Annotated in this window: 26 protein-coding genes; 19 read left to right on the top strand and 7 right to left on the bottom strand. The window is 42.7% G+C overall.

Annotated elements, in window-relative coordinates; all coding sequences use genetic code 11:
- Positions 1 to 193 precede the first annotated feature (193 nt).
- From coxB to QQK05_RS12635, 4 genes are all read left to right on the top strand, one after another.
- Positions 194 to 1,747: a cytochrome c oxidase subunit II gene (gene coxB / locus QQK05_RS12650; RefSeq protein WP_284299126.1), complete on the top strand. Its 1,554-nt coding sequence runs from the start codon at positions 194 to 196 to the stop codon at positions 1,745 to 1,747.
- 12 nt (positions 1,748 to 1,759) lie between these two features.
- Positions 1,760 to 3,358: a cytochrome c oxidase subunit I gene (gene ctaD / locus QQK05_RS12645; protein WP_284299124.1), complete on the top strand. Its 1,599-nt coding sequence runs from the start codon at positions 1,760 to 1,762 to the stop codon at positions 3,356 to 3,358.
- 83 nt (positions 3,359 to 3,441) lie between these two features.
- A complete protein-coding gene (locus tag QQK05_RS12640; protein ID WP_284299189.1) occupies positions 3,442 to 3,984 on the top strand; it encodes a cytochrome c oxidase assembly protein in 543 nt (180 codons plus the stop codon).
- A 24-nt stretch (positions 3,985 to 4,008) separates the two neighbouring features.
- Positions 4,009 to 4,893, top strand: coding sequence for a cytochrome c oxidase subunit 3 (locus QQK05_RS12635; protein WP_284299122.1), 885 nt, complete (start codon positions 4,009 to 4,011; stop codon positions 4,891 to 4,893).
- A gap of 54 nt (positions 4,894 to 4,947) precedes the next feature.
- Here QQK05_RS12635 and QQK05_RS12630 read toward each other — a convergent pair whose 3' ends face one another.
- Positions 4,948 to 5,163, bottom strand: coding sequence for a DUF2909 domain-containing protein (locus QQK05_RS12630; RefSeq protein ID WP_322790573.1), 216 nt, complete (start codon positions 5,161 to 5,163; stop codon positions 4,948 to 4,950).
- A 53-nt stretch (positions 5,164 to 5,216) separates the two neighbouring features.
- Between QQK05_RS12630 and QQK05_RS12625 the strand changes: the two genes are divergently transcribed.
- Genes QQK05_RS12625 through QQK05_RS12605 form a run of 5 tightly spaced genes read left to right on the top strand, consistent with a single transcriptional unit; the run spans position 5,217 to position 9,072 of the window.
- Entirely contained in the window at positions 5,217 to 5,942 is a 726-nt protein-coding gene (locus QQK05_RS12625) for an SURF1 family protein (RefSeq protein ID WP_284299121.1), read from the top strand.
- Between the two features lie 4 nt (positions 5,943 to 5,946).
- Positions 5,947 to 6,510, top strand: coding sequence for a hypothetical protein (locus QQK05_RS12620; RefSeq protein WP_284299119.1), 564 nt, complete (start codon positions 5,947 to 5,949; stop codon positions 6,508 to 6,510).
- Between the two features lies 1 nt (position 6,511).
- Complete coding sequence (locus tag QQK05_RS12615) at positions 6,512 to 7,504, top strand: COX15/CtaA family protein (RefSeq protein ID WP_284299117.1); 993 nt, start codon at positions 6,512 to 6,514, stop codon at positions 7,502 to 7,504.
- 9 nt (positions 7,505 to 7,513) lie between these two features.
- Positions 7,514 to 8,428: a heme o synthase gene (gene cyoE / locus QQK05_RS12610; protein ID WP_284299114.1), complete on the top strand. Its 915-nt coding sequence runs from the start codon at positions 7,514 to 7,516 to the stop codon at positions 8,426 to 8,428.
- A 17-nt stretch (positions 8,429 to 8,445) separates the two neighbouring features.
- Complete coding sequence (locus tag QQK05_RS12605; RefSeq protein ID WP_284299112.1) at positions 8,446 to 9,072, top strand: SCO family protein; 627 nt, start codon at positions 8,446 to 8,448, stop codon at positions 9,070 to 9,072.
- Between the two features lie 48 nt (positions 9,073 to 9,120).
- On the opposite strand, the gene QQK05_RS12600 is transcribed toward QQK05_RS12605, so the two are convergent.
- Positions 9,121 to 10,203, bottom strand: coding sequence for a polysaccharide deacetylase family protein (locus QQK05_RS12600; RefSeq protein WP_284299110.1), 1,083 nt, complete (start codon positions 10,201 to 10,203; stop codon positions 9,121 to 9,123).
- Between the two features lie 37 nt (positions 10,204 to 10,240).
- Between QQK05_RS12600 and QQK05_RS12595 the strand changes: the two genes are divergently transcribed.
- A complete protein-coding gene (locus tag QQK05_RS12595; protein ID WP_284299108.1) occupies positions 10,241 to 11,566 on the top strand; it encodes an MATE family efflux transporter in 1,326 nt (441 codons plus the stop codon).
- Between the two features lie 125 nt (positions 11,567 to 11,691).
- Here QQK05_RS12595 and nfuA read toward each other — a convergent pair whose 3' ends face one another.
- Positions 11,692 to 12,270: a Fe-S biogenesis protein NfuA gene (nfuA, locus tag QQK05_RS12590; protein ID WP_284299106.1), complete on the bottom strand. Its 579-nt coding sequence runs from the start codon at positions 12,268 to 12,270 to the stop codon at positions 11,692 to 11,694.
- Between the two features lie 187 nt (positions 12,271 to 12,457).
- On the opposite strand from nfuA, the gene QQK05_RS12585 reads away from it, so the two are divergent.
- Positions 12,458 to 15,019, top strand: coding sequence for a M14 family zinc carboxypeptidase (locus tag QQK05_RS12585; protein WP_284299104.1), 2,562 nt, complete (start codon positions 12,458 to 12,460; stop codon positions 15,017 to 15,019).
- A 16-nt stretch (positions 15,020 to 15,035) separates the two neighbouring features.
- Here QQK05_RS12585 and QQK05_RS12580 read toward each other — a convergent pair whose 3' ends face one another.
- Complete coding sequence (locus QQK05_RS12580) at positions 15,036 to 15,746, bottom strand: ComF family protein (protein WP_284299102.1); 711 nt, start codon at positions 15,744 to 15,746, stop codon at positions 15,036 to 15,038.
- 77 nt (positions 15,747 to 15,823) lie between these two features.
- Here QQK05_RS12580 and bioH point away from each other — a divergent pair, with 77 nt between their 5' ends.
- From bioH to QQK05_RS12565, 3 genes are all read left to right on the top strand, one after another.
- Positions 15,824 to 16,603, top strand: coding sequence for a pimeloyl-ACP methyl ester esterase BioH (bioH, locus tag QQK05_RS12575; protein WP_284299100.1), 780 nt, complete (start codon positions 15,824 to 15,826; stop codon positions 16,601 to 16,603).
- 99 nt (positions 16,604 to 16,702) lie between these two features.
- Positions 16,703 to 16,972, top strand: coding sequence for a flagellar basal body rod C-terminal domain-containing protein (locus QQK05_RS12570; RefSeq protein WP_284299098.1), 270 nt, complete (start codon positions 16,703 to 16,705; stop codon positions 16,970 to 16,972).
- A gap of 6 nt (positions 16,973 to 16,978) precedes the next feature.
- Positions 16,979 to 17,938 (top strand): putative metalloprotease CJM1_0395 family protein, encoded by a 960-nt coding sequence (locus QQK05_RS12565; protein WP_284299096.1) that lies wholly within the window; start codon positions 16,979 to 16,981, stop codon positions 17,936 to 17,938.
- A gap of 9 nt (positions 17,939 to 17,947) precedes the next feature.
- Here the strand turns inward: QQK05_RS12565 and QQK05_RS12560 are convergent, their stop codons facing one another.
- Entirely contained in the window at positions 17,948 to 18,631 is a 684-nt protein-coding gene (locus tag QQK05_RS12560) for a type 1 glutamine amidotransferase domain-containing protein (RefSeq protein ID WP_284299094.1), read from the bottom strand.
- A 133-nt stretch (positions 18,632 to 18,764) separates the two neighbouring features.
- On the opposite strand from QQK05_RS12560, the gene QQK05_RS12555 reads away from it, so the two are divergent.
- On the top strand, positions 18,765 to 19,664 hold the full coding sequence (locus QQK05_RS12555) for a LysR family transcriptional regulator (protein ID WP_284299091.1): 900 nt from the start codon (positions 18,765 to 18,767) through the stop codon (positions 19,662 to 19,664).
- A 46-nt stretch (positions 19,665 to 19,710) separates the two neighbouring features.
- Here QQK05_RS12555 and pyrE read toward each other — a convergent pair whose 3' ends face one another.
- Both pyrE and rph read right to left on the bottom strand, forming a co-directional pair.
- A complete protein-coding gene (pyrE, locus tag QQK05_RS12550) occupies positions 19,711 to 20,352 on the bottom strand; it encodes an orotate phosphoribosyltransferase (RefSeq protein WP_284299089.1) in 642 nt (213 codons plus the stop codon).
- Between the two features lie 13 nt (positions 20,353 to 20,365).
- Positions 20,366 to 21,079: a ribonuclease PH gene (gene rph, locus QQK05_RS12545; RefSeq protein WP_284299087.1), complete on the bottom strand. Its 714-nt coding sequence runs from the start codon at positions 21,077 to 21,079 to the stop codon at positions 20,366 to 20,368.
- 173 nt (positions 21,080 to 21,252) lie between these two features.
- On the opposite strand from rph, the gene QQK05_RS12540 reads away from it, so the two are divergent.
- The 4 genes from QQK05_RS12540 to QQK05_RS12525 all read left to right on the top strand — a co-directional run bounded on the left by QQK05_RS12540 (position 21,253) and on the right by QQK05_RS12525 (position 25,262).
- Positions 21,253 to 22,320, top strand: a complete 1,068-nt coding sequence (locus QQK05_RS12540) for a cytochrome-c peroxidase (RefSeq protein ID WP_284299086.1) — start codon at positions 21,253 to 21,255, stop codon at positions 22,318 to 22,320.
- A gap of 93 nt (positions 22,321 to 22,413) precedes the next feature.
- Positions 22,414 to 22,929 carry a thioredoxin family protein gene (locus tag QQK05_RS12535; protein WP_284299084.1) on the top strand — a complete coding sequence of 172 codons (516 nt, stop codon included), beginning with the start codon at positions 22,414 to 22,416 and terminating at the stop codon, positions 22,927 to 22,929.
- A 9-nt stretch (positions 22,930 to 22,938) separates the two neighbouring features.
- Entirely contained in the window at positions 22,939 to 23,574 is a 636-nt protein-coding gene (locus tag QQK05_RS12530; RefSeq protein ID WP_284299082.1) for a gluconate 2-dehydrogenase subunit 3 family protein, read from the top strand.
- Positions 23,571 to 25,262 carry a GMC family oxidoreductase gene (locus tag QQK05_RS12525; protein ID WP_284299080.1) on the top strand — a complete coding sequence of 564 codons (1,692 nt, stop codon included), beginning with the start codon at positions 23,571 to 23,573 and terminating at the stop codon, positions 25,260 to 25,262. The genes QQK05_RS12530 and QQK05_RS12525 overlap by 4 nt, the downstream gene beginning before the upstream one ends.
- Positions 25,263 to 25,291 lie beyond the last annotated feature (29 nt).

Below are 25,291 nucleotides of genomic sequence, written 5' to 3'. Positions count from 1 at the left end.
GAGTAATTCTAGACTAGAAAACACCCAAAAAATAATCATTATTACAACAATAAAACCGACGCAATTGCGCTAACAATTCTCTTGCGTCACCCATAAAAAATAATAAATAAGCAGAACTTAGCAACAGTGATCTGTGTTTTACGCTACTAACTGAGGGCTGTTTTTTGCTTTAAAAAAGAGGGAGGGATGTCGAGTGGAAAGACGTAACCTGGGTTGGCTGTTGTTGGGAAGTCTACTTTCCAGTTCAGCTTGGGCGGACAGTGATTACAACCTACCAAAAGGTGTAACAGCTGTCAGTCAAGAAGTGTATGACCTACATATGTATGCTTTATACATATGTACGGTGATAGGTATCATAGTATTTGGTGCTATGTTTTGGTCGATGTTTTTTCATCGCAAATCAAAAGGCGTAAAGCCAGCAACATTTCACGAAAGTACCAAAATTGAAATTCTTTGGACGGCAATTCCAATCGTCATCCTTGTTGCCATGGCTATTCCTGCCACCTCAACCTTGATAAAAATGGAAGATAATTCCAATTCAGATATCACCATTCAAGTGACAGGTTCACAGTGGAAATGGCACTATAAATACTTCGATCAAGACATCGAATTTTTCTCCGTGTTAACCACTCCACGAGAACAATTTGACAATCGTGTGGGTAGTGCACCAAAAAGTGAAAACTACTTACTTGAAGTTGATAATCATCTCGTTATACCCGTAAACAAAAAAGTCAGATTTCTAATAACGTCTGACGATGTAATTCATTCTTGGTGGGTTCCTGCTTTTGCCGTCAAACAAGATGCAAACCCGGGCTTTATCAATGAGGCTTGGACCAAAGTTGATGAACCTGGCATCTACAGAGGCCAATGTGCTGAATTATGTGGTAAAGATCATGGCTACATGCCAGTCGTTGTTGAAGTAAAAACTGAAGCAGACTACGCACAATGGCTTGAAGATCAAAAAGCCCTCATTGCAGAGCGTAAAGCTGCAGAGCAGGCCTCATTAAGTGCTTCGCTTTCAATGGATGAATTAATGAGTCTAGGTGAAACAACCTATACAGCCCATTGTGCAGCATGTCACCAACCAAATGGTGAAGGTTTACCACCGGCATTCCCAGCGCTAAAAGGCAGCGCAGTAGCAACCACCGGCGCGGCTGATATCCACATTGATATTGTCGTTAATGGTATTGCTGGCACAGGTATGCAAGGCTACGGCAAACAGTTAAGTGCTAAAGAAATTGCAGCAGTTGTAACTTATGAACGTAATGCTTGGGGCAACAACACAGGTGATGCCGTTCAAGCAGCCGATGTTGCAGCGCTTAAAGGACTTGGAGGCGCCAGCGCAGCAGGCGATGCATCAGAAGCCGTTAGCGATGCAGTAGCAAAAGTTGAAGAGCAAGCTGCACCAGCTGAAGATTTATCCAAGCAATATACCATGGATGAAATGATGGCTATGGGCGAAGAAGTGTACAACAAGTCTTGTATCGCTTGTCACCAAGCCGGTGGAGCAGGTATGCCGCCAGCATTCCCATCATTAATTAAAAGTCCATATATCACCGGTGACGTTAACGCACATATTGAGATGGTTGTAAAAGGCAGTGCGAAAAACCCTGCGATGCAAGGTTTCTTAGGCGTGTTAACGAAAACACAAATTGCAGCAGTTGTTACCTATGAGCGCAATGCATGGGGCAATGACAGTGGCGATCTTGTACAACCAGCAGATGTTGATGCTGTTAGTGGCAAATAAGGAGTACGAATAATGACAACAGAAGCAATTCATGATTCGCACGACAATCACGACGGCGAACATCACGATCACAAAATGACGGGACTTAAGCGTTGGTTATTTACCACCAACCACAAAGACATTGGTTCAATGTATCTTTGGTTCTCATTCATTATGTTTTTAACCGGTGGCGCAATGGCGATGGTTATTCGCGCCGAGTTATTCCAACCAGGTCTACAAATTGTTGACCCTGACTTTTTCAACCAAATGACCACAGTTCATGGTTTGATCATGGTATTTGGTGCCATTATGCCGGCCTTCACTGGCCTTGCAAACTGGATGATACCAATGATGGTCGGTGCGCCAGATATGGCATTACCGCGACTAAATAACTGGAGTTTTTGGATTCTACCATTTGCCTTTAGCATCTTATTGGCATCTTTCTTTATGGAAGGTGGAGCCCCCAACTTTGGTTGGACGTTCTATGCACCTCTATCGACAACGTACAGTAACGGTAGTACTGCATTCTTTGTATTTGCCGTTCATATTATGGGTATTTCATCAATCATGGGTGCGATCAACATCGTCGTCACCATTATGAATATGCGTGCGCCTGGTATGACATACATGAAAATGCCATTATTTGTTTGGACATTCTTCATCACGGCTTACCTACTCATTGCAGTAATGCCAGTACTTGCCGGTACGGTGACGATGGTATTAACGGATACCTATTTTGGTACGAGCTTTTTTGATGCCGCTGGTGGTGGTGACCCTGTATTGTTCCAGCATATTTTCTGGTTCTTCGGTCACCCTGAAGTTTACATCATGATTTTACCGGCATTTGGTATTGTCTCAACAACCATCCCAGCATTCTCTCGTAAGCCGTTGTTTGGTTACAGCTCTATGGTATATGCAACCGCGTCTATCGCGTTCTTGTCTTTTATCGTATGGGCTCACCACATGTTTACTACCGGTATGCCATTATTCGGTGAGTTGTTCTTTATGTACTGTACCATGTTAATTGCGGTACCTACCGGGGTGAAAGTCTTCAACTGGGTAGCAACAATGTGGCGTGGTGCAATTACATTTGAAGTCCCTATGCTATTTTCAATCGCCTTTGTTATTTTGTTTACCATTGGTGGTTTCTCTGGCTTGATGTTGGCCTTAACACCGGTTGATTTCCAATACCATGACACCTACTTCGTTGTAGCTCACTTCCATTACGTACTTGTAACAGGTGCCCTATTCTCAATCTATGCGGGCGCATATTACTGGCTACCTAAATGGACCGGCTTCATGTTTGATGAAACGCTGGCCAAAGCACACTTTTGGTGTTCGTTAATCTCAGTGAACGTGTTGTTCTTCCCAATGCACTTCTTAGGACTAGCAGGTATGCCTCGTCGTATTCCTGATTACGCCCTACAGTTCGCCGACTTTAATAAGTGGGTGAGTATTGGTGGCTTTGCCTTTGGTTTATCACAATTGATATTCCTGTGGGTGGTCATCAAGTGTATTAAAGGCGGTGAAAAAGCACCGGCTAAGCCTTGGGATGGCGCTGAAGGGTTGGAGTGGACTGTACCAAGTCCTGCGCCATATCACACCTTCGAAAAGCCGCCAAAGATTGACTAGTTGAGGTTGCGATATTGGCTCACGTTATAGCCAATATCGCACCAATTAAACGTCAAACGTTAAAAGGTATTGAGGAGCATGTTATGACAACAACTAAAGAGCAAAACATTCAGAAAACCGTGAAGAAACTCGTGCTAGTGGTCTTTGCGATGTTTGGATTTGGTTTTGCGTTAGTGCCCTTGTATGACGTGTTTTGTGAAATCACCGGATTGAACGGGAAAACTAGCAACGAAGCTGCTTCAGTACTTGTAGATGGTGTCGATACATCCCGCACCGTCAAAGTACAATTCATTAGTCGAACCGCAAAAGGTATTCCATGGCAGTTCGAGCCAATGACCAATGAAATTTCCGTTCATCCAGGCGAAATGAAATTAGTAAAGTTTTACGCAAAAAATGAATCTGTTCGTGACATTATTGGCCAAGCCGTGCCATCGGTGTCACCTGGTGTAGCAGCAGTCTATTTCCAAAAAATAGAATGCTTTTGCTTCAATCATCAGCCATTAAAAGCACAAGAAGAAGTCGAAATGGCCTTGCAGTTCTATGTTGATCCTGAACTGCCTGATGATGTGAGCGAGCTCACGTTGTCTTACACCTTGTACGACATAACCGCCAGCGTAGATTCATAACGGATGCGTTAAAGGAGAATAGCAATGAGTTCAAAAGAATATGAAAGCTATTACGTGCCGGCCCAAAGCCACTGGCCAATTATTGGCGCCGTTGCACTATTTTTAATTGCCATCGGTGCAGGAAAATATGTATCGGTGCTCAAAACGGGCGAAGCTAGCTGGGGTGGCTATGTGCTACTGGCTGGTATTGCCATGGTTATCTACATGGTTTGGGGTTGGTTTAGTAACGTAATTAACGAATCAATGTCAGGCAAATACTCACATCAAATGGACAACTCGTTTCAACAAGGTATGAGTTGGTTTATTTTTTCAGAAGTCATGTTCTTTGCCGCGTTTTTCGGCGCCTTATTCTACGCACGTATGTTCTCTGTGCCTTGGTTAGGTGGCGAATCAAACAATGCAATGACGTGGGAAGTGCTCTGGCCTGAATTCCAAGCAACGTGGCCGCTATTGAAAACACCAGATGGCACCACGACCACGCAAATGGGCTGGTATGGCCTTCCGTTAATTAACACCATTTTACTATTAACGTCATCTGTTACGGCTCACTTTGCGCATGTAGCGCTTGAGCAAAATAAACGTAGTCAGTTAAAAATGTGGATGTGGGCAACCGTGATTTTAGGTGTGGTATTCCTATACCTTCAAGTGATGGAATATCAACATGCTTATTCTGATGATATGAAGTTGTATTTAGATAGCGGTATCTACGGTAATACTTTCTTCATGCTGACCGGCTTTCACGGCATGCACGTAACGCTCGGTACCATCATGCTTATTGTTATGATGGTGAGAATATACAAAGGACACTTTACGCCAGAAAACCACTTTGCGTTTAAAGCCGCAAGTTGGTACTGGCATTTTGTTGACGTAGTTTGGGTATTTTTATTCGTATTCGTTTACGTTATTTAGTAACACTATCTTAAGGTGGCGATTTCTATCGCCACCTTTTTTATTGGTAAATCATTAGAAAGGACGTTGATTTGGCGTAATTACGCCGGTTGCAATTAAGACGAGTAAAACAATCACAATAACGGCGGAAGTGGCCACCCGTCGGCCAATAAACTTGGACATAGGAGGCTGATTTGGATCGTTTCGATTCATAATCAACAGCGCTTTAAACAGGTTGTACACCATAAAAAATAGAGCGCCTACAAGTAGTATTTTAAAGAGTATCAGCATGCGTTTTTTTCCACCTTTTTTGTTTTTTCACGCGCAAGTTGCGGTTAATTAATATGGGAAAAATTTCCTATCAATTTATCTTGTTGTCGCTATTTACCTTGCTCGTTTTTTCAGCATTAATCAAGTTAGGTATGTGGCAACTCAATCGTGCCCAAGAAAAAGAAGTACGAATCGAGCAAATGGCGATTTGGCAACAGCAAGGTGGCGTATCATTGAGCGAAGCCAATAAGATATTTGAGCAAACACCGCAGATAGCAAATGACTTATTAGTTTTCGACAAGGGAAGGTTTACCAAACACCCTGTGTTCTTGTTAGACAATCAAGTCAGTGATGGTCAATTTGGCTTTAGAGCATTGCAAGTATTTAACGTCAATAACCAACATGTACTGGTAAATCTGGGCTGGATTCCCGGTGACCGAAGTCGGCAAACCATGCCAAACGTATTAGCTATTGCTGGCGAATATTCAATCAAAGGAACGTTACGAATTGTAGAACCTGGTATAACACTTAAGTCGATGGAACTTAAGGAAAATAATGGTCACGTTCTAATCCAACAAATCGAATTAGAAAAAATTTCTCGTTTAATTAATGAACAGCTATTGCCCTTTGTCTTTTACTTAGATAAAAATGAAGACATAGGATATAAAAAAAATTGGCAACCTATCGTCATGCCACCCGAAAAGCATCGCGGTTACGCGTTTCAATGGTTTTCGTTAGCAGTTGCTTGGTTAACCCTTATGGGTTTTGCCGCCAGAAAATATAAAAACAACAAGGCGTAGCAGTATGAAAAGTCCTGAAACTAAAAAGAATCGACGCAGTTTTCTGCTTTTGTTAGTAGCATTCATCTTACCAGTTGTGCTCGCCAAACTCGCGTTAGAGCAACAATGGTTTAACTATGGTGTCACTAACCAAGGAGAGCTTGTCGCGGGTGAATTAACGCTCGAGAATACCGGTATCACACTTCCCGAAAAGCAAGGTAAGCAGTGGCTCATGTTATTTGTCATGCCGCAAAACTGTTATAGCAACTGTGACGAGCTACTAAGTGGTGTAAATAACACATACATAGCACTGGGCAAAGAAATGCCTCGTGTCACGCCAGTTGGCTTATTTCAACAAGCTATCGCCCCGAAATCGCTAGAGCTAGTCCGCCAACAAGACTGGCAATTTACCGAGTTAAAAGAACGAACGAAGCAACAATTAGAACAAAACCGAATTTATATCGTGGACCCTCTAGGCAATATCGTCGTTAGCCACGTTATTCCTGAAAAAACAGAAGCAATTCCGGCGTTTGGTAAAGCTGTCGTTGCCGACTTTAAGAAATTATTGAAGTATTCAAGGATTGGTTAAGATGAAAAATTTACGTAATTTAGTACTCGTTTCTATTATCTTAGCTATCGTTGTCGTAACTCTTGGTGCCTACACGCGATTAACACATGCAGGTTTGGGCTGTCCTGATTGGCCTGGCTGTTATGGTTTGATTGATGTGCCACAAACAGCTGAGCAAATTGCCAAAGCAGAGCAAGCATTTCCTGAGCGTCCAGTTGAAGTACAAAAAGCATGGAATGAAATGATTCATCGCTATTTTGCTGGTGCCTTAGGCTTATTTATTTTAGCTATCGCCGTGATTTCATATCGTAACCGACATATAGGGACACCGCTGTTTCTCCCCATGTTTTTACTCGCCTTGGTGATATTTCAAGCCGCCCTCGGTATGTGGACGGTCACCATGAAGCTGATGCCTATTGTTGTCATGGGGCATTTACTCGGTGGTTTTACTACCTTGTGTTTATTGTTTTTACTCTATCTACGGCTCTCTGATTATCGAGTACCAGAAGGTGATTTTGCCGTCAAAAAATATGCGAAGTTTGCTGGTATTGGCGTCATAATCTTAACGTTGCAAATAGCACTTGGCGGTTGGACATCATCAAACTATGCCGCCTTAGTTTGTACTGAGTTACCTATATGTCAGCAACCTTGGGTTGAGAATCTCACCTTTGAAAACTCATTTGATCCTATTCCTCCTGAGCGTGATACCTACGAATATGGGCATTTAGATCATTATGAGCGCGTCACTATTCATGCAATGCACCGCATTGGCGCGATTGTTACAGCGGTTTACTTACTGTGGCTTGCATTAAAAATATTTACGCGTTCACAAAGTCAGCTCGTTAAGCAAACCACTGTCATCTTAACCTTAGTGCTGGTACTTCAAGTCGCCCTTGGGGTGAGTAATATTGTCATGTCTTTACCGTTAGCCATTGCCGTTAGCCATAACATCATCGCTGCCTGTTTGATGATGGTGTTGATCAAACTTACCTACACTCTCAAACGGAAAATTTAAGGAGTCATTATGTCTAAATCATCTAGTTTAAGCATGCCAATCAGTACTCCAAGCAAAGCCACTTGGCGAGATTATTACGAGCTAACAAAACCACGCGTGGTTGCGTTACTTGTGCTGACGGCGTTAGTCGGTATGTGCTTATCAACACCCGGCGTTATTCCATGGCAGGTGTTGGTTCCTTCCATGCTAGGTATTGGCTTGTTGTCATCAGCCGCAGCAGCCATTAACCATATTGTTGACGAACGCATCGATACGATCATGGCGCGAACACACAAACGTCCGTTACCGGAAGGAAAAATTACGCAAACTAATGCAATTGCTTTTGCAACAAGTATTGCAGTTTTAGGCTTTGTAATGCTCTACGCGCTTGTTAACCCATTAACCGCTTGGTTAACACTTTCTGGGTTAGTGGGATACAGCTTTATTTATACCATGTATTTAAAACGCGCAACGCCACAAAATATTACGATTGGTGGATTGGCAGGCGCTATTCCACCACTGTTAGGTTGGACCGCGATGACGAATGAAATTCATCCAAATGCCTTGTTACTCGTGCTATTGATATTTACGTGGACACCGCCGCACTTTTGGGCTTTAGCTATTCATCGTAAAGACGACTACGCCAAGGTCAATATTCCAATGCTACCAGTAACCCATGGCGTAACGTTTACCAAAACTCAAATTTTGCTCTACACCGTCTTATTATTCGTTGTAAGCTTAATTCCCTATTTAGTTGGCATGAGTAATTGGTTGTATTTAGTTGGCTCAGTTATTTTAAATTTAATTTTCTTTGCCTACGCTTGGAAGTTAAAATTTAATGCCGATGAAAATACAGCAATGGATACCTTTAAGTTCTCGATTATCCACTTGATGCTGTTATTTATCGTGTTACTTGTCGATCATTATTTATTACCTGTTACCTAACTCTGGAATGAAGTTGTATGAATAAAGTTGTTTTGCCGCTCATTATTGCTGTTGTTGCGGCATGTGCTGGCGTATTGCTCTATCAAAAGCTAATGTTAGCTAAACCTGAGCATAGTCTGTATTACGAAGCACCGCGGGATGTTAAACCATTTGTATTTTCCGACCATCAAGGAAAAAACTTTGCTAACGACCAACTTAAAAACCAATGGTCCTGGGTGTTCTTTGGCTACACCTCATGCCCAGATATCTGTCCAACTACGTTGCAAGAATTAAACTTTGTTTACGATGAATTGAAAGCCGTCGCAAATAACACGCAAGTATTAATGGTTAGTGTCGATCCTAACCGAGATACCCAAGAGCGCTTGTCTCAATATATTCCTTATTTTAATGACGAGTTCTTTGGCTTAACGGCTGGACACGATGTCTTATTCCCGTTTTCGAGAAACTTAGGTTTAATGTATTCGGTACACGACGACACCACGGTAGAAAATTACCTCGTAGACCACAGTGCGTCAGTTGTATTAATAAATCCTGATGGTCAAATTGCGGCGATATTTAAGCCGGACCATGAACTAGGTAAGTTACCAATCGTTAAAGGCGATGACTTACTAGCTGATTTTGAAAAAATTGTCCGACTCTATTAACGGTATTACCCAATAAAAAAGGCTACATGATGTAGCCTTTTTTTGAACTTATAATGGGAACCATTGCCCATCTTTCTTCATCACAAACCAAGGTTTTGAATACCAGTAGTAGCGACTCGGCATACTGATACTTGGCGCCGTACAATTACAACGTTGGCGGCCAGGGTTAAGGTCTTTAGATAGTGTTACTTTAAACGTAGATTCATCTAACCAAGTGACCTCTTGTTTACCTAATCCCGAAACATAACAAGCTAAAAGTTTGGGGTGAAAGTCGAGGTTATTAACTTTCATAACTAACTCTTTCGCCGAGCCATAATTAACAACCGTTGTCCCACTTTGCTCTACAGGCGTTAAATCAAATGCTAGCGTATTTAACTTATCAGATAAGCTCGAAATCTTATCGTAAGGCTGTGATACCGGGAATCTTGGGACAATCGATAGGTCGGTGAAATTACCCACGGCACCTGATTGTTGTGAAAAGGCAACAAAGTCATTGTCTCGCATCCACTTTTGCCACTGTGGTGTATATTCGCCATACGGGTATGCATACAGGCGATAATCTTGACCGGTTTCAGCCACGATACGAGCTTGAGCAGCTAAGATTGCGGCACCTTTACTTTCTATCCACTCATTAAGCGAAATACCAGTTGGAATACGAGCGAGTGAATCATGAGTCATGCCATGATTGGCAATCGTCGCGCCCTTTTTCGTTAGCGCCTTTAGCTGAGCCCATGTTAGTGAGCTTGCATTTTTCTCATCAATCGTTTGTGGATTAACAAAAATGGTATAAGCAAAGCCGTATCTTTCTAATTCTGGAATCGCGTGCTCCAGAAGGTTTTTGTAACCATCGTCAAAGGTTATCGCAACATGGTTAACAACATTTTGGCCCGATGCAACCTTATCCATTAACGCGGGTAGTGAAACCACTTGATATTGTTTTTCTTTGAGTAAGGCCAGGTGTTTAGAAAACTGCTCTGGTTCAATACTGGTAATCTTTGGTGTTTCACTACTCACATGATGATACTGTAAAATCACCGCAGCATTCGCGACAGATAAACTCGAGAGAAAAATCCCAAAAAACATTACTAAAAAAGCACAAAACGATTTATGTAGTGCCCTTAACCGTTGCATAATAATTACCTTAACTTCTTAAAAAACGAGTACCTAATTGACCCCTATCTCACAAATGCTGCATAAGCCATTGTTTGCGCTTGCCTTCCCAATGATCATTTCCAATATCACCGTGCCTTTACTTGGACTGGTAGATACGGCCGTCGTTGGCCACTTAGATCATGCCTATTATTTGGGTGCAAGTGCTGTGGGTGCCATGATTATAACCTTTATAACATGGTTGTGTGGATTTTTACGTATGTCATCGACAGGCTTATCAGCACAAACTTTAGGTAAACAAGATCTAGAACAAAGTTTTCAAGTACTTGTCCGTGGTTTAGTCGTTGCTTTTGCCATTGCTATCGTCATGCTTGTTCTCCAGCAACCGTATTTTGATATTGCTTTTTACCTTGCCGGTGGCTCAGCTGAAATTCAACAATATGGCCGTGAGTATGCAGATATTCGGATCTGGGGTCTACCTGCTTCGCTGGGCAGTTTAGTGATCCTTGGCTGGTTGCTTGGTCAACAACAAGCTAAAGCCGTTATGTGGCTTCTCATCATCACCAATCTCACTAACTTGTTTCTCGACTTGCTGTTTGTGCTCGGTTTCAATTGGGGCTTGATGGGCGTTGCATGGGCAACGTTAATCGCAGAATACCTAGGCTTTCTTTGTGGGCTAGTATTTATTTATCAGTATTTTACCAAGCGCGTTGCAACAACAATAAACTACTCTGCGGCGCTAGCGGCAATTTTTGAATCAACCAAACTCAAACAATATTTTGCGCTTAACCGAGATATATTAATTAGAACACTCTGCCTTGAAGTGTGCTTTGTTTTTATTACCTTCCAAGGGGCCAGATTAGGAGATGATGTTGTTGCCAGCAATGCCATCTTGATGAATTTTGTCTTGTTAATCTCGTTCGGATTAGACGGTATTGCCAATGGCGCTGAAGCTATGGTTGGTAAAGCAAAAGGTGCTAACGATACCTCGCAACTTCATCGTGTTGTGGATACGTCATTACTTTGGACTCTACTCTTTGCCCTAACCTATTGTTTATTTTTTGCGATATTGGGTGAGCAATTTATTGGTTTAATTAGCGATATTGAAAGTGTCAACAAGTTAGCAAGCACATACTTACCATGGATAATCGTATTGCCGATTCTCGCGTGTTGGTGTTATCTTTATGACGGTATTTATGTCGGTCTGATGCAAGCGAGCGTGATGCGCAATAGCATGATTTTTGCCACTTTCGGCTGCTTTTTCCCGGCGTGGTTTATCATGCAATCATTTGGCAACCATGCGATTTGGGCAGCGTTTTCACTCTTCATGGTGGCCCGTGGTATTTCACTGGCTTGGCACTTCCACCGTAAAGTACTATGTTAAAGAATTCTATGTTGTTACTACTCTGTGATGCAGCGATGGGCAGTATAAAACTTAGTGGAATTGGTATTAATCAAACAGACAAAAAAATAGGGGCTAAGTAGCCCCTATTTAATATCTATTGTCATTTAGTAATATGAATGTTCACCACGTTGGTGCTCAGTCATATCGCGAACGCCTTTGATTTCGTCGCCCATTAACTCTAACAGTTGTGTTTCAATGCCGTCTTTTACCGTCACGTCAATTTGGCTACAACCATTACATCCACCACCAAATTGTAATACAGCGTAACCGTCTTCAGTAATTTCCATTAACTTACATTCACCACCGTGACCAGCTAATTGCGGGTTAACTTCAGATTGTAAGAAGTAATTAACACGATCAAATAGTGGCGCATCATCAGCAACTTTGCGTAATTTAGCATTTGGCGCTTTTAGCGTAAGCTGAGATCCCATCTGATCTGTTGTGAAGTCAATTTCTGCTTCTTCTAAAAATGGTTTGCTATCGGCATCAATGAAGGCAGAAAAAGCATCGAATTTAATTTCTAAATCCTCTGGCTCCACCGCATCAACTGGGCAGTAAGAGACACCACACTCAGCGCTTGCAGTACCAGGATTGACAACAAATACGCGAATATTAGTGCCTTCAGCTTGTGAAGATAACAGCTTGGTAAAGTGTGCTTGTGCTGTTTCAGAAATAGTGATCATAAAAAACTCATCTCTCGTTTAACTACCCGAAAATATTACCCGAGTAAACTACTCAGGTATGTTATTTTACTCTGCATTTCAAACAATAACTAGTGGCTGAAAATAACAATTGTAAATAAATTAGCCCGTACTGGTTTAAGGCCTGATTGTTTGCTATGTTGTGCAAGGCTAATTTAGGAGAAATATCATGTTGTTATCACGTATGCTAATGCTGTTTTCAATCATCAGTGCTAGCGCTTTCGCATTACCTGTTGAGCGGTACTTACCGGACAATAGCAAACATAATATTTCTATTTCCAAGCCAGAGCAGGTCTTGGGATTTGAAGTAGGCCAACGTCAAGTCAGACACTTTCAAGTGGCCAACTATATGCAAACACTCGCTCAGCAAAGTGACCGAGTTAACATCGAAGAATTTGGCCGCACATTCCAAAATCGTCCGCAGCTATTGCTCACAATTTCTAGTCCAGAGAACTTAGCCCGCGTTGATGAACTGCTCGACAACCGTAAATTACCAAACAAGCAATCGGCAAATGATGAGCCCTTAGTCATCTGGCTTGGTTACAGTGTGCATGGCGATGAAATTTCAGGCACCAATGCTGCGCTTGTTGTTGCTTATCACTTAGCAGCTAGTGAAGATGAATCGGTAAAGAAATTACTTGATGAGTCAATTATCGTTATTGAGCCGTCTGTTAACCCAGATGGCATGGACCGATTCGTAAACTGGGTTGAAACATTCCGTGGCGCGAGTTTTAACGCCGACCCCAATCATATTGAACACCATCAAAACTGGCCAACGGGTAGAACCAACCATTTTTGGTTCGATTTAAACCGTGACTGGTTATTACTCTCTCAAATCGAATCGAAAAACCGAATCAAACAGTTCCACAAATATGCCCCACATGTTTTGGGTGACTTTCATGAAATGGGGGCAAACAGCACGTATTTCTTCCAACCAGGTATTCCTTCGCGTACTCACCCGTTAACACCACAGAACAATGTTACCTTGACTAACGAACTGGCAAATTATCACGCCACTGCACTTGATCAAACCAAACAACTTTACTTTAGCCAAGAGTCCTTTGACGACTTCTATTACGGTAAAGGCTCAACATACCCGGATATCAATGCAAGTATTGGTATTTTATTTGAACAAGCGAGCTCGCGTGGTTACGCACAAGAAACGATTAACGGCATACTGACATTCGATAAAACCATTGCGAATCAAGTTGTCACGTCTTTTTCAACCATTGAAGGAGCTTGGCAAAATAAAGACAAGCTTAAAGCGCATCGCAAGCAATTCTATTTAGACGGTTTCAAGCTAGCGAGTAATCAAGATTTTAAAGGTTATTTGTTTACAGCAAACAACGATGACTATCGTCTACATGGCTTCATTGAAAAGCTACAGGCACACCAAGTTAAGGTTTATCAAACCAACCGTGATTATAAAACAAATGGGAAATCGTTCAGTGCGAAGAAAAGCTTCTATGTCCCCTTAGCACAAGAGCAATACCGCATAATCGAGGCGATATTCAACCAACAAACCAACTTCAGAGACAACACGTTTTACGATGTTTCTGGCTGGACAATTCCGTTAGCTATGAACATTACGTTTGAACCTATTTCTAAAACGTCGGGGTTAGGTTTAGCCAAGCAAAATTGGCAAAAAACTGATGAAAAGCTACCTGAATTTACCTCAGGCGCATACGCATATGCATTTAACTGGGCACATTCATTAGCGCCAAAATTGTTAAATCAGCTGCTTGAAAAAGATGTTAAAGCCCGCGTTTCAACGCAGGCATTTAGCGTCACCGCATCAGGTAACATCACAGATTTTGAAGCAGGCACGATTATTATTCCGGCCGGCATTCAAACAACTGATAACTGGGAGCAAACATTAGCATCTTTAGGCCAAGAAAACGGTATAGAGATCATTGCATTAGATACAGGACTAACCGCAAAAGGCATTGATTTAGGTAGCCGAAACATGCAGGTTGTCGATCCAGTAAACGTGTTAATGGTCGGCGGTAAAGGCGTTTCTCAATATGAAGCAGGTGAAGTCCTTTACTATCTTGATAACTTAATGGGAATCCCTGTAAGTGTGATTGAAAAGCAACGCTTATCCCGTATCGACTTATCACGCTACAGTCATATCATTTTGGTTAACGGTAATTATAACGATTTACCTGAATCGGCGATTAATAACATGGCTGTTTGGTTGGACAATGGTGGCGTTTTCATCGGACAGAAATCAGGTGCGAAATGGTTAGCACAACAAGCTTGGTTAAGTGCTGAATTTGTCAGCCAAGCGGCACTAGATGATTTATTTGATACATCAAACTTAGGCTATGGTGATCGCGAGAAGCTTGCAGGTCGAAAACGTATTGCAGGTGCTATCTATCAGGGGGAGTTAGATCTAAACCATCCGCTAGCATTTGGCTATGAACAAAAAGCATTGCCGCTGTTTAAGAACTCAACCATGATCATGAAAGCGCCACAAACACCGTTTATTAGTGTCGCAAAATACAGTGATAAACCCCTTATGAGTGGATACAGTGATCGTAACCTGGTTAACCAAATTGCCAATAATTCAGCCATTATTGCACATAATTATGGCCGTGGCCGAGTGATCGGTTTTACAGATAACCTAACATTTAGAGGTTACTGGTTAGGTAGCGCAAAACTCCTTTCCAACAGCTTATTCTTCAGTAAAGCGTTTTCAGCAAGAGCGCCTCGTCAGTCAGAAGAATAACCTTGTCATGTATTAATTAGCGCTGAAGACTCAGCGCTAATGTACAAACAATAACGTTGTTTGCGCCAGCTTTTTTCAGCAATCTTGCCAAGGTATTGACCGTACTGCCCGTCGTTAACACGTCATCAAAAATAAAAATTGTTCTCCCTTTAATCCGTGCGGCATCTGTTATTACAAATGACCTCGATCGTCGCCGTCTCACAGCGCCCGATAGTTGCCGTTGTTGTGTTTCCTGCCTTGCCTGAAAAAACAACGCTGGCTGGTAATCAAACGCTTGTACAACACCTGTTCTCTTGAGAATTTCATGACATTGATTAAAGCCGCGCTTAGACCATTTCAAAGGATGAATAGGCACGGTAGTCAGCATGATATCTTCAGTTTCATCAAACTGTGCTACCACGTTTATCAACAGTTGATCAGCGAATTGGCCAAGCGCGCGGGTAAGGTACAACTGTTGCTGGTATTTGAGCTGTCCAAGCCATTTACTCAATGGCTTTTCATAATGAGAAAAGCAATAAAAGCCATCGACAAATTGGTGTTTTATGTGCCGAGCTACTTGAGGCAAATTAAGTAAATCTATACAAGGAAACGTCTTAAAGTCTTCAATACATTGAGTACAGATCAATTGATTTATTGCGCAAGGCTGATGGCACTGATAACAGTTTGTCACCTGCAACAACTTAAAACGCGCGTTAAATTGCTGAGCTAAACGAGAGAAAATAGTCATAGAATTCCTTTCCATAACAAGTAGCGCTCACGTAAAATAGCGCCACTTTGACGTAATTATCCTTTACAGATTAAATCATGGCTGAAATCTCCAACAATGCAATCAAGACATCAAAACAGTCGCTCGTTTTATTACACGGCTGGGGCGTTAACTCGGCTATTTTCGAGCCACTAGTCACTCAACTTTGTGACGAATTTCATGTAACTTGCCTTGATTTGCCGGGATTTGGTGATAAAGCTGATGATTATCCTGTCTCATATACACTCGATAATATTGCAGCGATCGTCGCCAACTTAATTCCTGAAAATTCAATTGTAGCCGGTTGGTCTTTGGGTGGCTTGGTCGCAACTAAAGTTGCCCTAAAACACCCTGAAAAAGTCGATAAATTAATTCACATCGCCTCTTCGCCGTGCTTTGTTGCTAAAGATCAGTGGCCGGGTATTAAGCCTGACGTATTATCCATGTTTCATCAGCAACTCGAGGCCAATATCAGCAAAACATTGTCAGGCTTTTTGAAGTTACAAGCCATGGGAAGTCCTCATGTACGCGAAGATATTCGCCTCATTCAACAGCTTGTAGAGCAAAAGCCTCAACCGTCGAAATTTGTCCTCGATAAAGGCTTAGATATTCTAGAGTCTATCGACTTACGCGAACACCTTAGCCAACTCAAACAACCACTGCTGAGAGTTTATGGCAAATTGGACTCTCTCGTACCCCACAAAGCAATCGACATTATCGATCAGCTCGTACCAAATAGTGACAGCATTGTGTTGGCTAAAGCATCTCATGCGCCATTTATTAGCCATCAATCTGAATTTATTGAAGTTTTAGTAAACTGGATTCACCAGAAAAGTTAATTTAACCCAATAAGCTGACGCCCTTTTAAATACTGGACTTTCAGCACTTTTTGGTTAATAATTAAACGGATATTTCTGTGTATTAGTGTGGAGGCTATTATGGAAATTAAATCAGCGTTTAACTCTGGGGTAGAGGGTTTTAACAACGCGACCCAAGCTGCAAGCGAAGCAGCTGCCAACATTGCCAGAGAAACAACCCAACCGAATGAAACGGCTGAGTTAGCATCACCTGCGCCTCAAGCAGAGCCTGTTAACTTAACTGAAGAAGTTGTCAATTTACGCGTCGCTGAAGTGCAAGCGCAGGCATCTGCCAATGCAATTCAAACTGCCGACGAGACACTTGGCACGTTGCTAGACGTTACTGTTTAATCACTTATGAACATTACACCGCAAGTTAATCAGCTTCCACTTGCCACTGTGGTTAATCCGCAGACGGATAGCTTGCGCCGTGAAAATGTTCAACGTGAAGTGATTACACAACCTAGTGCGATCAACCCATCACTTGCTGAGCAAAAAGTTGCGGGCGATAAAGATAAGGCGAGAACACCAGGTCAACTTAACGAGCAAGTAAACTTTGCCCAACTGGAAAAAAACGCGGCACAGGCCAAGGCGACAATCAATAGCCAAGAAGAACAAGCTGACCAAAATCCCGAGCAAAGCGCACAGCAAAGGAACAATGAAAGCCAAGCTGAAGAGCAAGTAGAGCCAACCAAAGAGCAGCTTGCCGAGCAGAAAATCATTGAACAAATGAAAATGCGCGACAGAGAAGTACGCATTCATGAGCAAGCGCATGACGCGGTCGGTGGATCTTATACCGGCGCACCGAGCTACACGTATCAAACAGGCCCAGACGGCAAACGTTATGTTGTGGACGGTGAAGTATCGGTAGATCTGTCCAAAATTGCCAACGATCCACAAGCGACAATCGTGAAGATGCGCAAAGTATACAGCGCGGCGCTAGCGCCGGCAGAGCCATCAGCACAAGACCGTCGCGTTGCTTCAAAAGCAAGTCGTGCAATTATTGAGGCGCAAGCCGAATTACGTGCTGAAAAAACGGGAATGAGTGAAGCAAAGTCTTCTTCAGTTGGCCCAACAACAGCGAGCTTAGATGAGCTACCAACCAATGATCAAGACGAGCTGTTTACTGAGTCATCAAATAACCAAAGTAAAGACTTTGACCAGCTAATTAATGAAACATTGGCATCTCAAGAAAGTATTGCACCTTCTCAAGACACCTTATTTAGCCAACGCGCGAACGTTATTGGTAGCTTTTACGCAAACGTTGGTATTGCTACTGAGCAGCCACCACGTTCTCAGTTCGAGCTGACAGCATAAGCTGCAACGTTATACGTTCAATGCGCTTAACAATTTATGCGCGACATCTTCCGAACTTGCTGGGTTTTGACCAGTAATCAATAAACCATCTTGTACCGCTAATGGATGCCAATCTTCAACCTTTTGATAATCTGCACCAAGTTTAATCAGCTCATCTTCTAATAAAAATGGAACCACGTCAGTAAGTTCAACTGCAGCTTCTTCAGAGTTTGTAAAACCGGTTACTGCCTTACCTTTAACTAATGCGTCACCAGCTTCATTCTGTGCTTTTAACAACACTGCACTTGCATGACATACCGCCGCAACGGGTTTGTTTGCATAGGTAAATGCTTCAATCAAGGCAATCGATGCGTGATCATCGGCTAAATCCCATAATGGACCATGGCCACCAGGGTAAAATACTGCGTCAAAGTCATTAGCGTTTAACGTAGATAATACCTGTGTATTAGCCACAGCGGCTTGTGCGGTTGTGTCGGTATCGTAACGACGTGTTGCAGGCGTTTGAAAATCTTCTAATTCGCTTTTCGGATCGATTGGCGCCTGACCACCTTTTGGCGAAGCGATAGTCACCTCAATGCCTGCATCAACTAATACGTAATAAGGGGCAGCGAATTCTTCCACCCAAAATCCTGTTTTCTCACCCGTATCACCAAGTTGGTCATGCGATGTTAACACCATAAGTACTTTTGTCATTGTCTTTCTCTGCTGTGAACAAAATGAATAAACCCATTCTACGTTGACCAAATAATCCTAACAATGCAGACAAAATAAACCTTTATGTTTCAATTATTGATACAATGATTCGGTAGGAAATGAGGAGCTAACAGTGGATATTTCATTTGAGCATTTAAAAAGTATGGTGGTATTTGCCAAAGTGGTGGAGCAGGGCACATTAAGTGGTGCAGCGAAACATCTTGGTTTGTCACGCGCTGTTGTTAGTTATCACATTAAGAAGCTTGAAGAGCATTTATCGGTAAAACTCATTAATCGGTCAACTCGCGCGTTATCACTAACTGAAGCTGGTGAGCGTTATTTTGAACACTGCCGAATTATTGCTGAGCAAGCCAGCGAAGCAAACCAACAAATTGAAAACGTAAAGTCAGAACCTGAAGGCCTTATCAAGATCACCTGCCCGGTGAATGCAGGTCTGCAATTAATTGTTCCGGCTTTAAATGAATTTAGTCGACGCTATCCGAAAATAGAGCTCGACGTCATGCTCTCAGACGAAGTTGAAAACATAATGAAATCCGGTATCGACATTGCTATTCGTGGAGCTGCGTTGAAAGACTCAAGCTTACAAGCCACTAAATTAACAACGCTTGCCACCTGTTTATGTGCATCACCTGCTTATCTAACGCAGCACGGTATTCCAACACAGCCAACCGATTTAGCTCGCCACAAATGGGTATTGTATAAACTCGCTGCGCAGTCGCTCGAACTTTCACAAGGAACACGCAGTTTTTCAATTAAGCCACAAGGGGCTATTACCACAAACAATGCTGCCGCACGCACCGCATTTGTTGAAGGTGGTCATGGCATTGCGAGAATTCCGCTATACGACGCTATGCCCAAAATCCAAGCAGGTAGTTTGATTCGGCTGTTAGACGACTACCAACTACCCAGTATTGATATCTATGGTGTATTCCCGCCAGGTAGCGCCAAAGCCAAGAAAATAAGATTGTTATTAGACTTTCTAAAACAGTACTTTGTTAAATTGCAGGCATAAAAAAACAGCGACTTAAAAGTCGCTGTTTTTATCAAACGCGTATTACTTAAATACCGTAGTCTTGGCGGTATTGTTTAATATTCGCTAAGTGCTCGGCCATTTCTGGCTTATCTTCTAAATAGCTAATTAAGTCGCCTAACGTAACGATTGATACAACTTGAGTACCAAAATCACGCTCAACTTCTTGAATCGCCGATAACTCACCCTTGCCTTTTTCTTGGCGATCAAGCGCAATTAGTACACCAGAAAGCTCAGCACCATTCTCTTTAATGATTTCCATTGATTCACGAATTGCCGTACCAGCAGTAATAACATCGTCAACCAACATCACTTTGCCTTCAAGTGCACTACCCACTAGGTTGCCACCTTCACCATGTGTTTTAGCTTCTTTACGGTTAAAGCAGTATGGCATGTCCATATTATGATGATCGGCTAACGCAACAGCTGTTGTAGTAGCAATTGGAATACCTTTATATGCAGGACCAAATAACAAATCAAAATCGATTTTCGCATCCGCTAATGCAGACGCATAAAAACGGCCCAAACGAGCTAAGTCACCACCGGTATTAAATAAACCAGCATTGAAAAAGTACGGGCTTGTGCGACCAGATTTCAAAGTAAATTGGCCAAAACGTAAAACCTGCTTAGAAAGAGCAAATTCAATAAATTCTTTTTGATACGCTTTCATAATGACCCCTAACTTAGTTTAACGCTGATTTTTGTGCGTCGAATAGTTCGTTAATACCGTGTTTTGCTAACTGCATCATTTCATTCATTTCATCGAAGCTGAACGGCTCTTCTTCTGCCGTACCTTGTACTTCAATTAACTTGCCAGTGTCAGTCATCACAACGTTCATGTCTGTTTCAGCTGCTGAGTCTTCAACATATTCTAAATCAGCAATTGGTACACCTTGATAAATCCCTACAGAAACCGCAGCGATCATGTGCTTTAACGGGTTAGTTTTGATGATTTCTTTTGCACGCATGTAGTTAAGCGCTTCAACTAATGCAACACATGCACCTGTGATAGACGCGGTACGTGTACCACCGTCAGCTTGAATCACGTCACAATCAATTGTTATTGTGTTTTCACCTAATGCCGTTAAATCAACCGCAGCACGTAATGAACGAGCAATTAAACGTTGAATTTCCATTGTGCGACCGCCTTGTTTACCAGAAGCAGCTTCACGACGCATACGAGTATGAGTAGAACGCGGTAACATACCGTATTCAGCCGTCACCCAACCTTTACCTTGGCCTTTTAAAAAGCGTGGCACACCTTCTTCAACCGTAGCAGTACAGATGACTTTTGTGTCACCAAATTCGATTAAAATTGAACCTTCAGCGTGTGCTGTGAACTTACGAGTAATGGTTACTGGACGAATCTGTCCCGGAGTTCTACCACTTGGACGCATGATATGACATTCCTATAAAACTAAAATTGGCGTAATTATAATGCCATGTGAGCAAATATGACACAGCCAGTGCGATAAAATCTTATTTGCACCAAGACTCCCACCATTCGACATTTTTTAGACATACAGCATGCTAACTTCATGCATCCGAAACGTGATATGAAGGTGTTATCATGCAAAAACTTATCGCATTAGCTGTTTTCTGTGGCTTACTTGCTGGCTGTCAAGAAGACGAAGGTGATACAACTGTACGAGATGATTATACAAATCATTTTAGCGCACTCCCTCAACAAGCCATTTTCCCTCAAGACAATCAGTACACAGAGGCAAAAGCCAAGCTTGGTGAATTTCTCTTTTGGGACCCAATATTATCCGGTGACGAAAACGTTGCCTGTGCCAGCTGTCACCATCCTGATTTTGGCTGGGCGGATGGGCGAAAATTCTCTATTGGTGTCGATGGTGTCGGCCTTGGCCCTGACCGCATTGGTTTTGCTGAAACCCCCATTCATGCACCGACGGTTGCAAATACAGCATTCACAGGGTTTCAATTAAACACGGATCCAGATAACTTCATTGCCGGCCCTTATTTTTGGGATTTACGCGCTGACTCACTTGAAACACAAAGCCTGGGCCCAATTGCTAATGCCATTGAAATGCGTGGTGAAGCAATAAGTGAAGCGGACATTTTCCCCACCATTGAAGCACGATTAGCCAATATTCAAGAGTACCAAGCACTCTTTAGTGAAGCGTTTCCCAATGAAGAACAAATCACCATGTCGCTGGTGGCAAAAGCGCTGGCAACGTACCAACGAACATTATTCGCAGGTAATAGTCGCTTTGACCAATTCATTGCAGGTGATACTTCGGTTTTCAACGCTGAAGAAGTTGCTGGCTTAAATAAATTTATCGACGCTGGCTGTGCCCGCTGCCACAGTGGTCCTATGCTTTCCGATAACCTGATTCACGAAACACAACCGGTATTAGAACATTCGCCCGCAGTGCGAACACCCAGCCTTCGTAATATTTCAGCAACCGCTCCATACATGCACACAGGTGAGCGAGAAACACTTGGTAGCGCCATTAGTCTCTATGAAGGTCGGGACGACTTAGATGTTAGTCTTGGCGACGATGACTTCGGTAAGCTCGAAGCTTTTTTACGTACATTAAATACGCCGTCCTTATCACGCCAGATCCCAGAGCGGGTACCGAGTGGCTTGCCAATCGGAGGCGACATAAACTAATTGATACCTTATACTGATTTTAACGTATTGAAAGAATGTATTAACTCACAAGGTCTGTTAGTACGTTACTTAAGAAAATGGGAAATCAGTATAATGAAATTCGCTTTTAGTGCGCTATTAACGCTGGCACTTGCTTTTACCAGCCAAGTGTCGGCTTCTCCGTTAGAACATACCTTACCTCAATACAGTAAAGCGTTTGACGATACTCGCGATCCGTTCAAAGACGCGCTTCATGCCATTAACCTTGCTAAAGAAACTGACCGTAACATTCTGATCAAAATTGGTGGTGAGTGGTGTGGTTGGTGTCACAAAATGGACAAGTTTTTAAAAGACAATCCTGATATTTATCAAAAACTTCATAGTAATTTTGTGCTATTAAAAGTAAATGTTAGCGATTCAAACGAAAACGCCGACTTTATGAAAGGCTTACCGCCAGTTGAAGGTTATCCACACATGTACGTTACGACAGCAACGGGCAAAATGTTATTGTCGAAAGATACCGCTGAGTTTTTAGATGACGAAAGCTACTCACGTACGCAATGGTTAACGTTTATCGAAAACTGGCAACCTGAAGGTGAAAAAGCATTAGCTATTCAAGCAGGTAACTAGGAGGAACTTGTGTCGTTTTTCGATAAGCACTACCAAACACCCAGTTGGTACAAAAATAAAGTATCACGTCGAAGTGTGCTGAAATCAGCCGCTGGCGCTACCGCGATTGTCGCCATGCCAAGCATTGCACTTTCAGGTAACACATCAACGGTTAATTTAAGTCAAGAGCCTTGGTTAACACTTGATGCTGTGGTTAATCATTTATTACCGAGTTCTGAATCAGGCCCTGGTGCTAAAGAGCTACAAATTACCCAATACCTTTATGTGTTAATCAAAACACAACCAGTAGACGAAGCTGAAAAAGACTTCATCAAAAAAGGGGTAGGTTGGTTAAATGGCTATAGTCAAAGCCAAACCCAACAAGACTTCGCTGCGCTTGATACCGCAACGAAAGAAAAAATGCTGCGCGCGATCAGCAATTCTGACGCCGGCTATAACTGGATTAACACGCTAATTAATTATATTTATGAAGCGTCGCTTTCCGCGCCAAGTTATGGCGGCAACCCAGACGGTATTGGCTGGCAGTGGCTTGAACATCAAGCGGGTTTCCCATTACCGCCTAAAGGCAAACGTTATTTCGAACTACCAGGTAGTCACCGCATTTCCGTCAGCCAAGTGACCAAAGAGGAATCGACTAAGTCATGAGTTATGATATTTGTATTATCGGCAGTGGTGCTGGTGCATCGCCTATTGCCTATGAATTGTCGAAAGCCGGCGCAAAAGTAGTTGTATTAGAAAAAGGCCCATGGCTAACCGAAGACGACTTCTACAAAGACGAGATTGCAATTAGTTTACGTGACGCATACAACCCGAAATTAACGGAAGAGCAGCACGTTATTGAAGAAGAGTACGAAGACGCGAATGGCGAGTCGTTCTGGCAAAAAGAAGCGACTAGCGATTCAGGCTGGACCTTTTGGAACGGCACTGTTGTAGGTGGATCTTCAAACTTTATGAGTGGTTACTTTCATCGTTTAAAACCCATCGACTTTCGTTTGAAATCAGAATTTGGCGCAATCGAAGGCGCTAACGTGGCCGACTGGCCAATTAGTTATGACGAGCTAGAGCCGTTTTATACCAAGGTAGATCACTTAGTGGGAGTATCTGGTAAGGTTGTAGATCACCCTTACAAAGAGCCTCGCAGTGAAGCTGACTACCCATTTCCACCTATTGCAGAGCACCCGGTTGCTAGCTGGATAGATAAAACCGCCAGCGAGATGAACTACCACAGCTTACCTGTAGCACGCGCCGTATTGTCGCAACCAGCCATGGGAAGAAGAAGTTGTGAATACTCAGGGTATTGTAGTAGCTATGGCTGCTCTTCAGGTGCCAAAGGTAGTGGCCGTGCAGCACTATTAAACCATGCGGTGGCAACAGGTAACTGTACCATTACGCCACATGCCAAAGTGTACAAGATCGCTACCGACGATAACGGTGAAATTTCAGGGGTTTGGTACTACGACAAAAAACGTCGTAGCGTTGAAGTAAAAGCAAAGATCTATGTGGTTGCTTGCCAAGCAGTTGAAACCTCACGACTATTACTGGCTTCTAAGGGCAAAAAGTTCCCAAATGGCTTGGCAAATAATCACGGCCAAGTCGGCAAAAACTTAGTATTTAGCGCTGGTGGTACTGGTCGAGGTGACTTCTTTTTTGACGACTTAACAGATAATCAAGAAGCACAACTGCGCGTTGTAGGACCATTTCTTAACCGCGCACTACAAGATTGGTATGAGATAGACGATAAAGCATTTGGCAAACGCGCAAAAGGCGGCACCATTGATTTTCTGTTCTATCAAAATCCAATTGCCCGTGCACGTGGTTCGCAATACGACAACAACGACAACCTTGTTTGGGGTGAGCAATTAAAAACAAACCTAAAACAAGAGTTCACCACCTATAAAACATTACGTTTTGAAGTGTTTAACGACTGGTTACCAACCGACAATTGTTTTGTTGAGCTTGATCCTGATGTTACTGACAAATGGGGCGATGCTGTCGCTAAAGTGCGTATTGGTTTTCATGAGCACGACTTAAAAGTAGGTGAATACATTGCTGAGAAAGCCGAAACGGTATTAAAAGCCATGGGCGCGAAGAACGTTTCTTCATCGGTCAGCTCGTATCCGCCAACTAACTTAATGGCCGGAGGCTGTCGCTTTGGCGATGATCCAAATACCTCGGTGCTAAATAAAAACTGCCGAGCACACGAGGTGAACAACCTATACGTGACAGACGGTTCATTTATGCCAACGGGTGGTAGTGTGCCATACACCTATACCATTTACGCTAACTCATTCCGTGTTGCTGAGCATATTAAGCAACAATGGAAAACCGCTTAAAAAAGGAGCCATAAGGCTCCTTTTTACTT

The sequence above is a fragment of the Thalassotalea loyana genome (assembly GCF_030161435.1).
Classification (GTDB): domain Bacteria; phylum Pseudomonadota; class Gammaproteobacteria; order Enterobacterales; family Alteromonadaceae; genus Thalassotalea_G; species Thalassotalea_G loyana.
The sequence above is the reverse complement of the archived record's forward strand: the minus strand, read 5'-3'. Positions and strand labels throughout refer to the sequence as shown.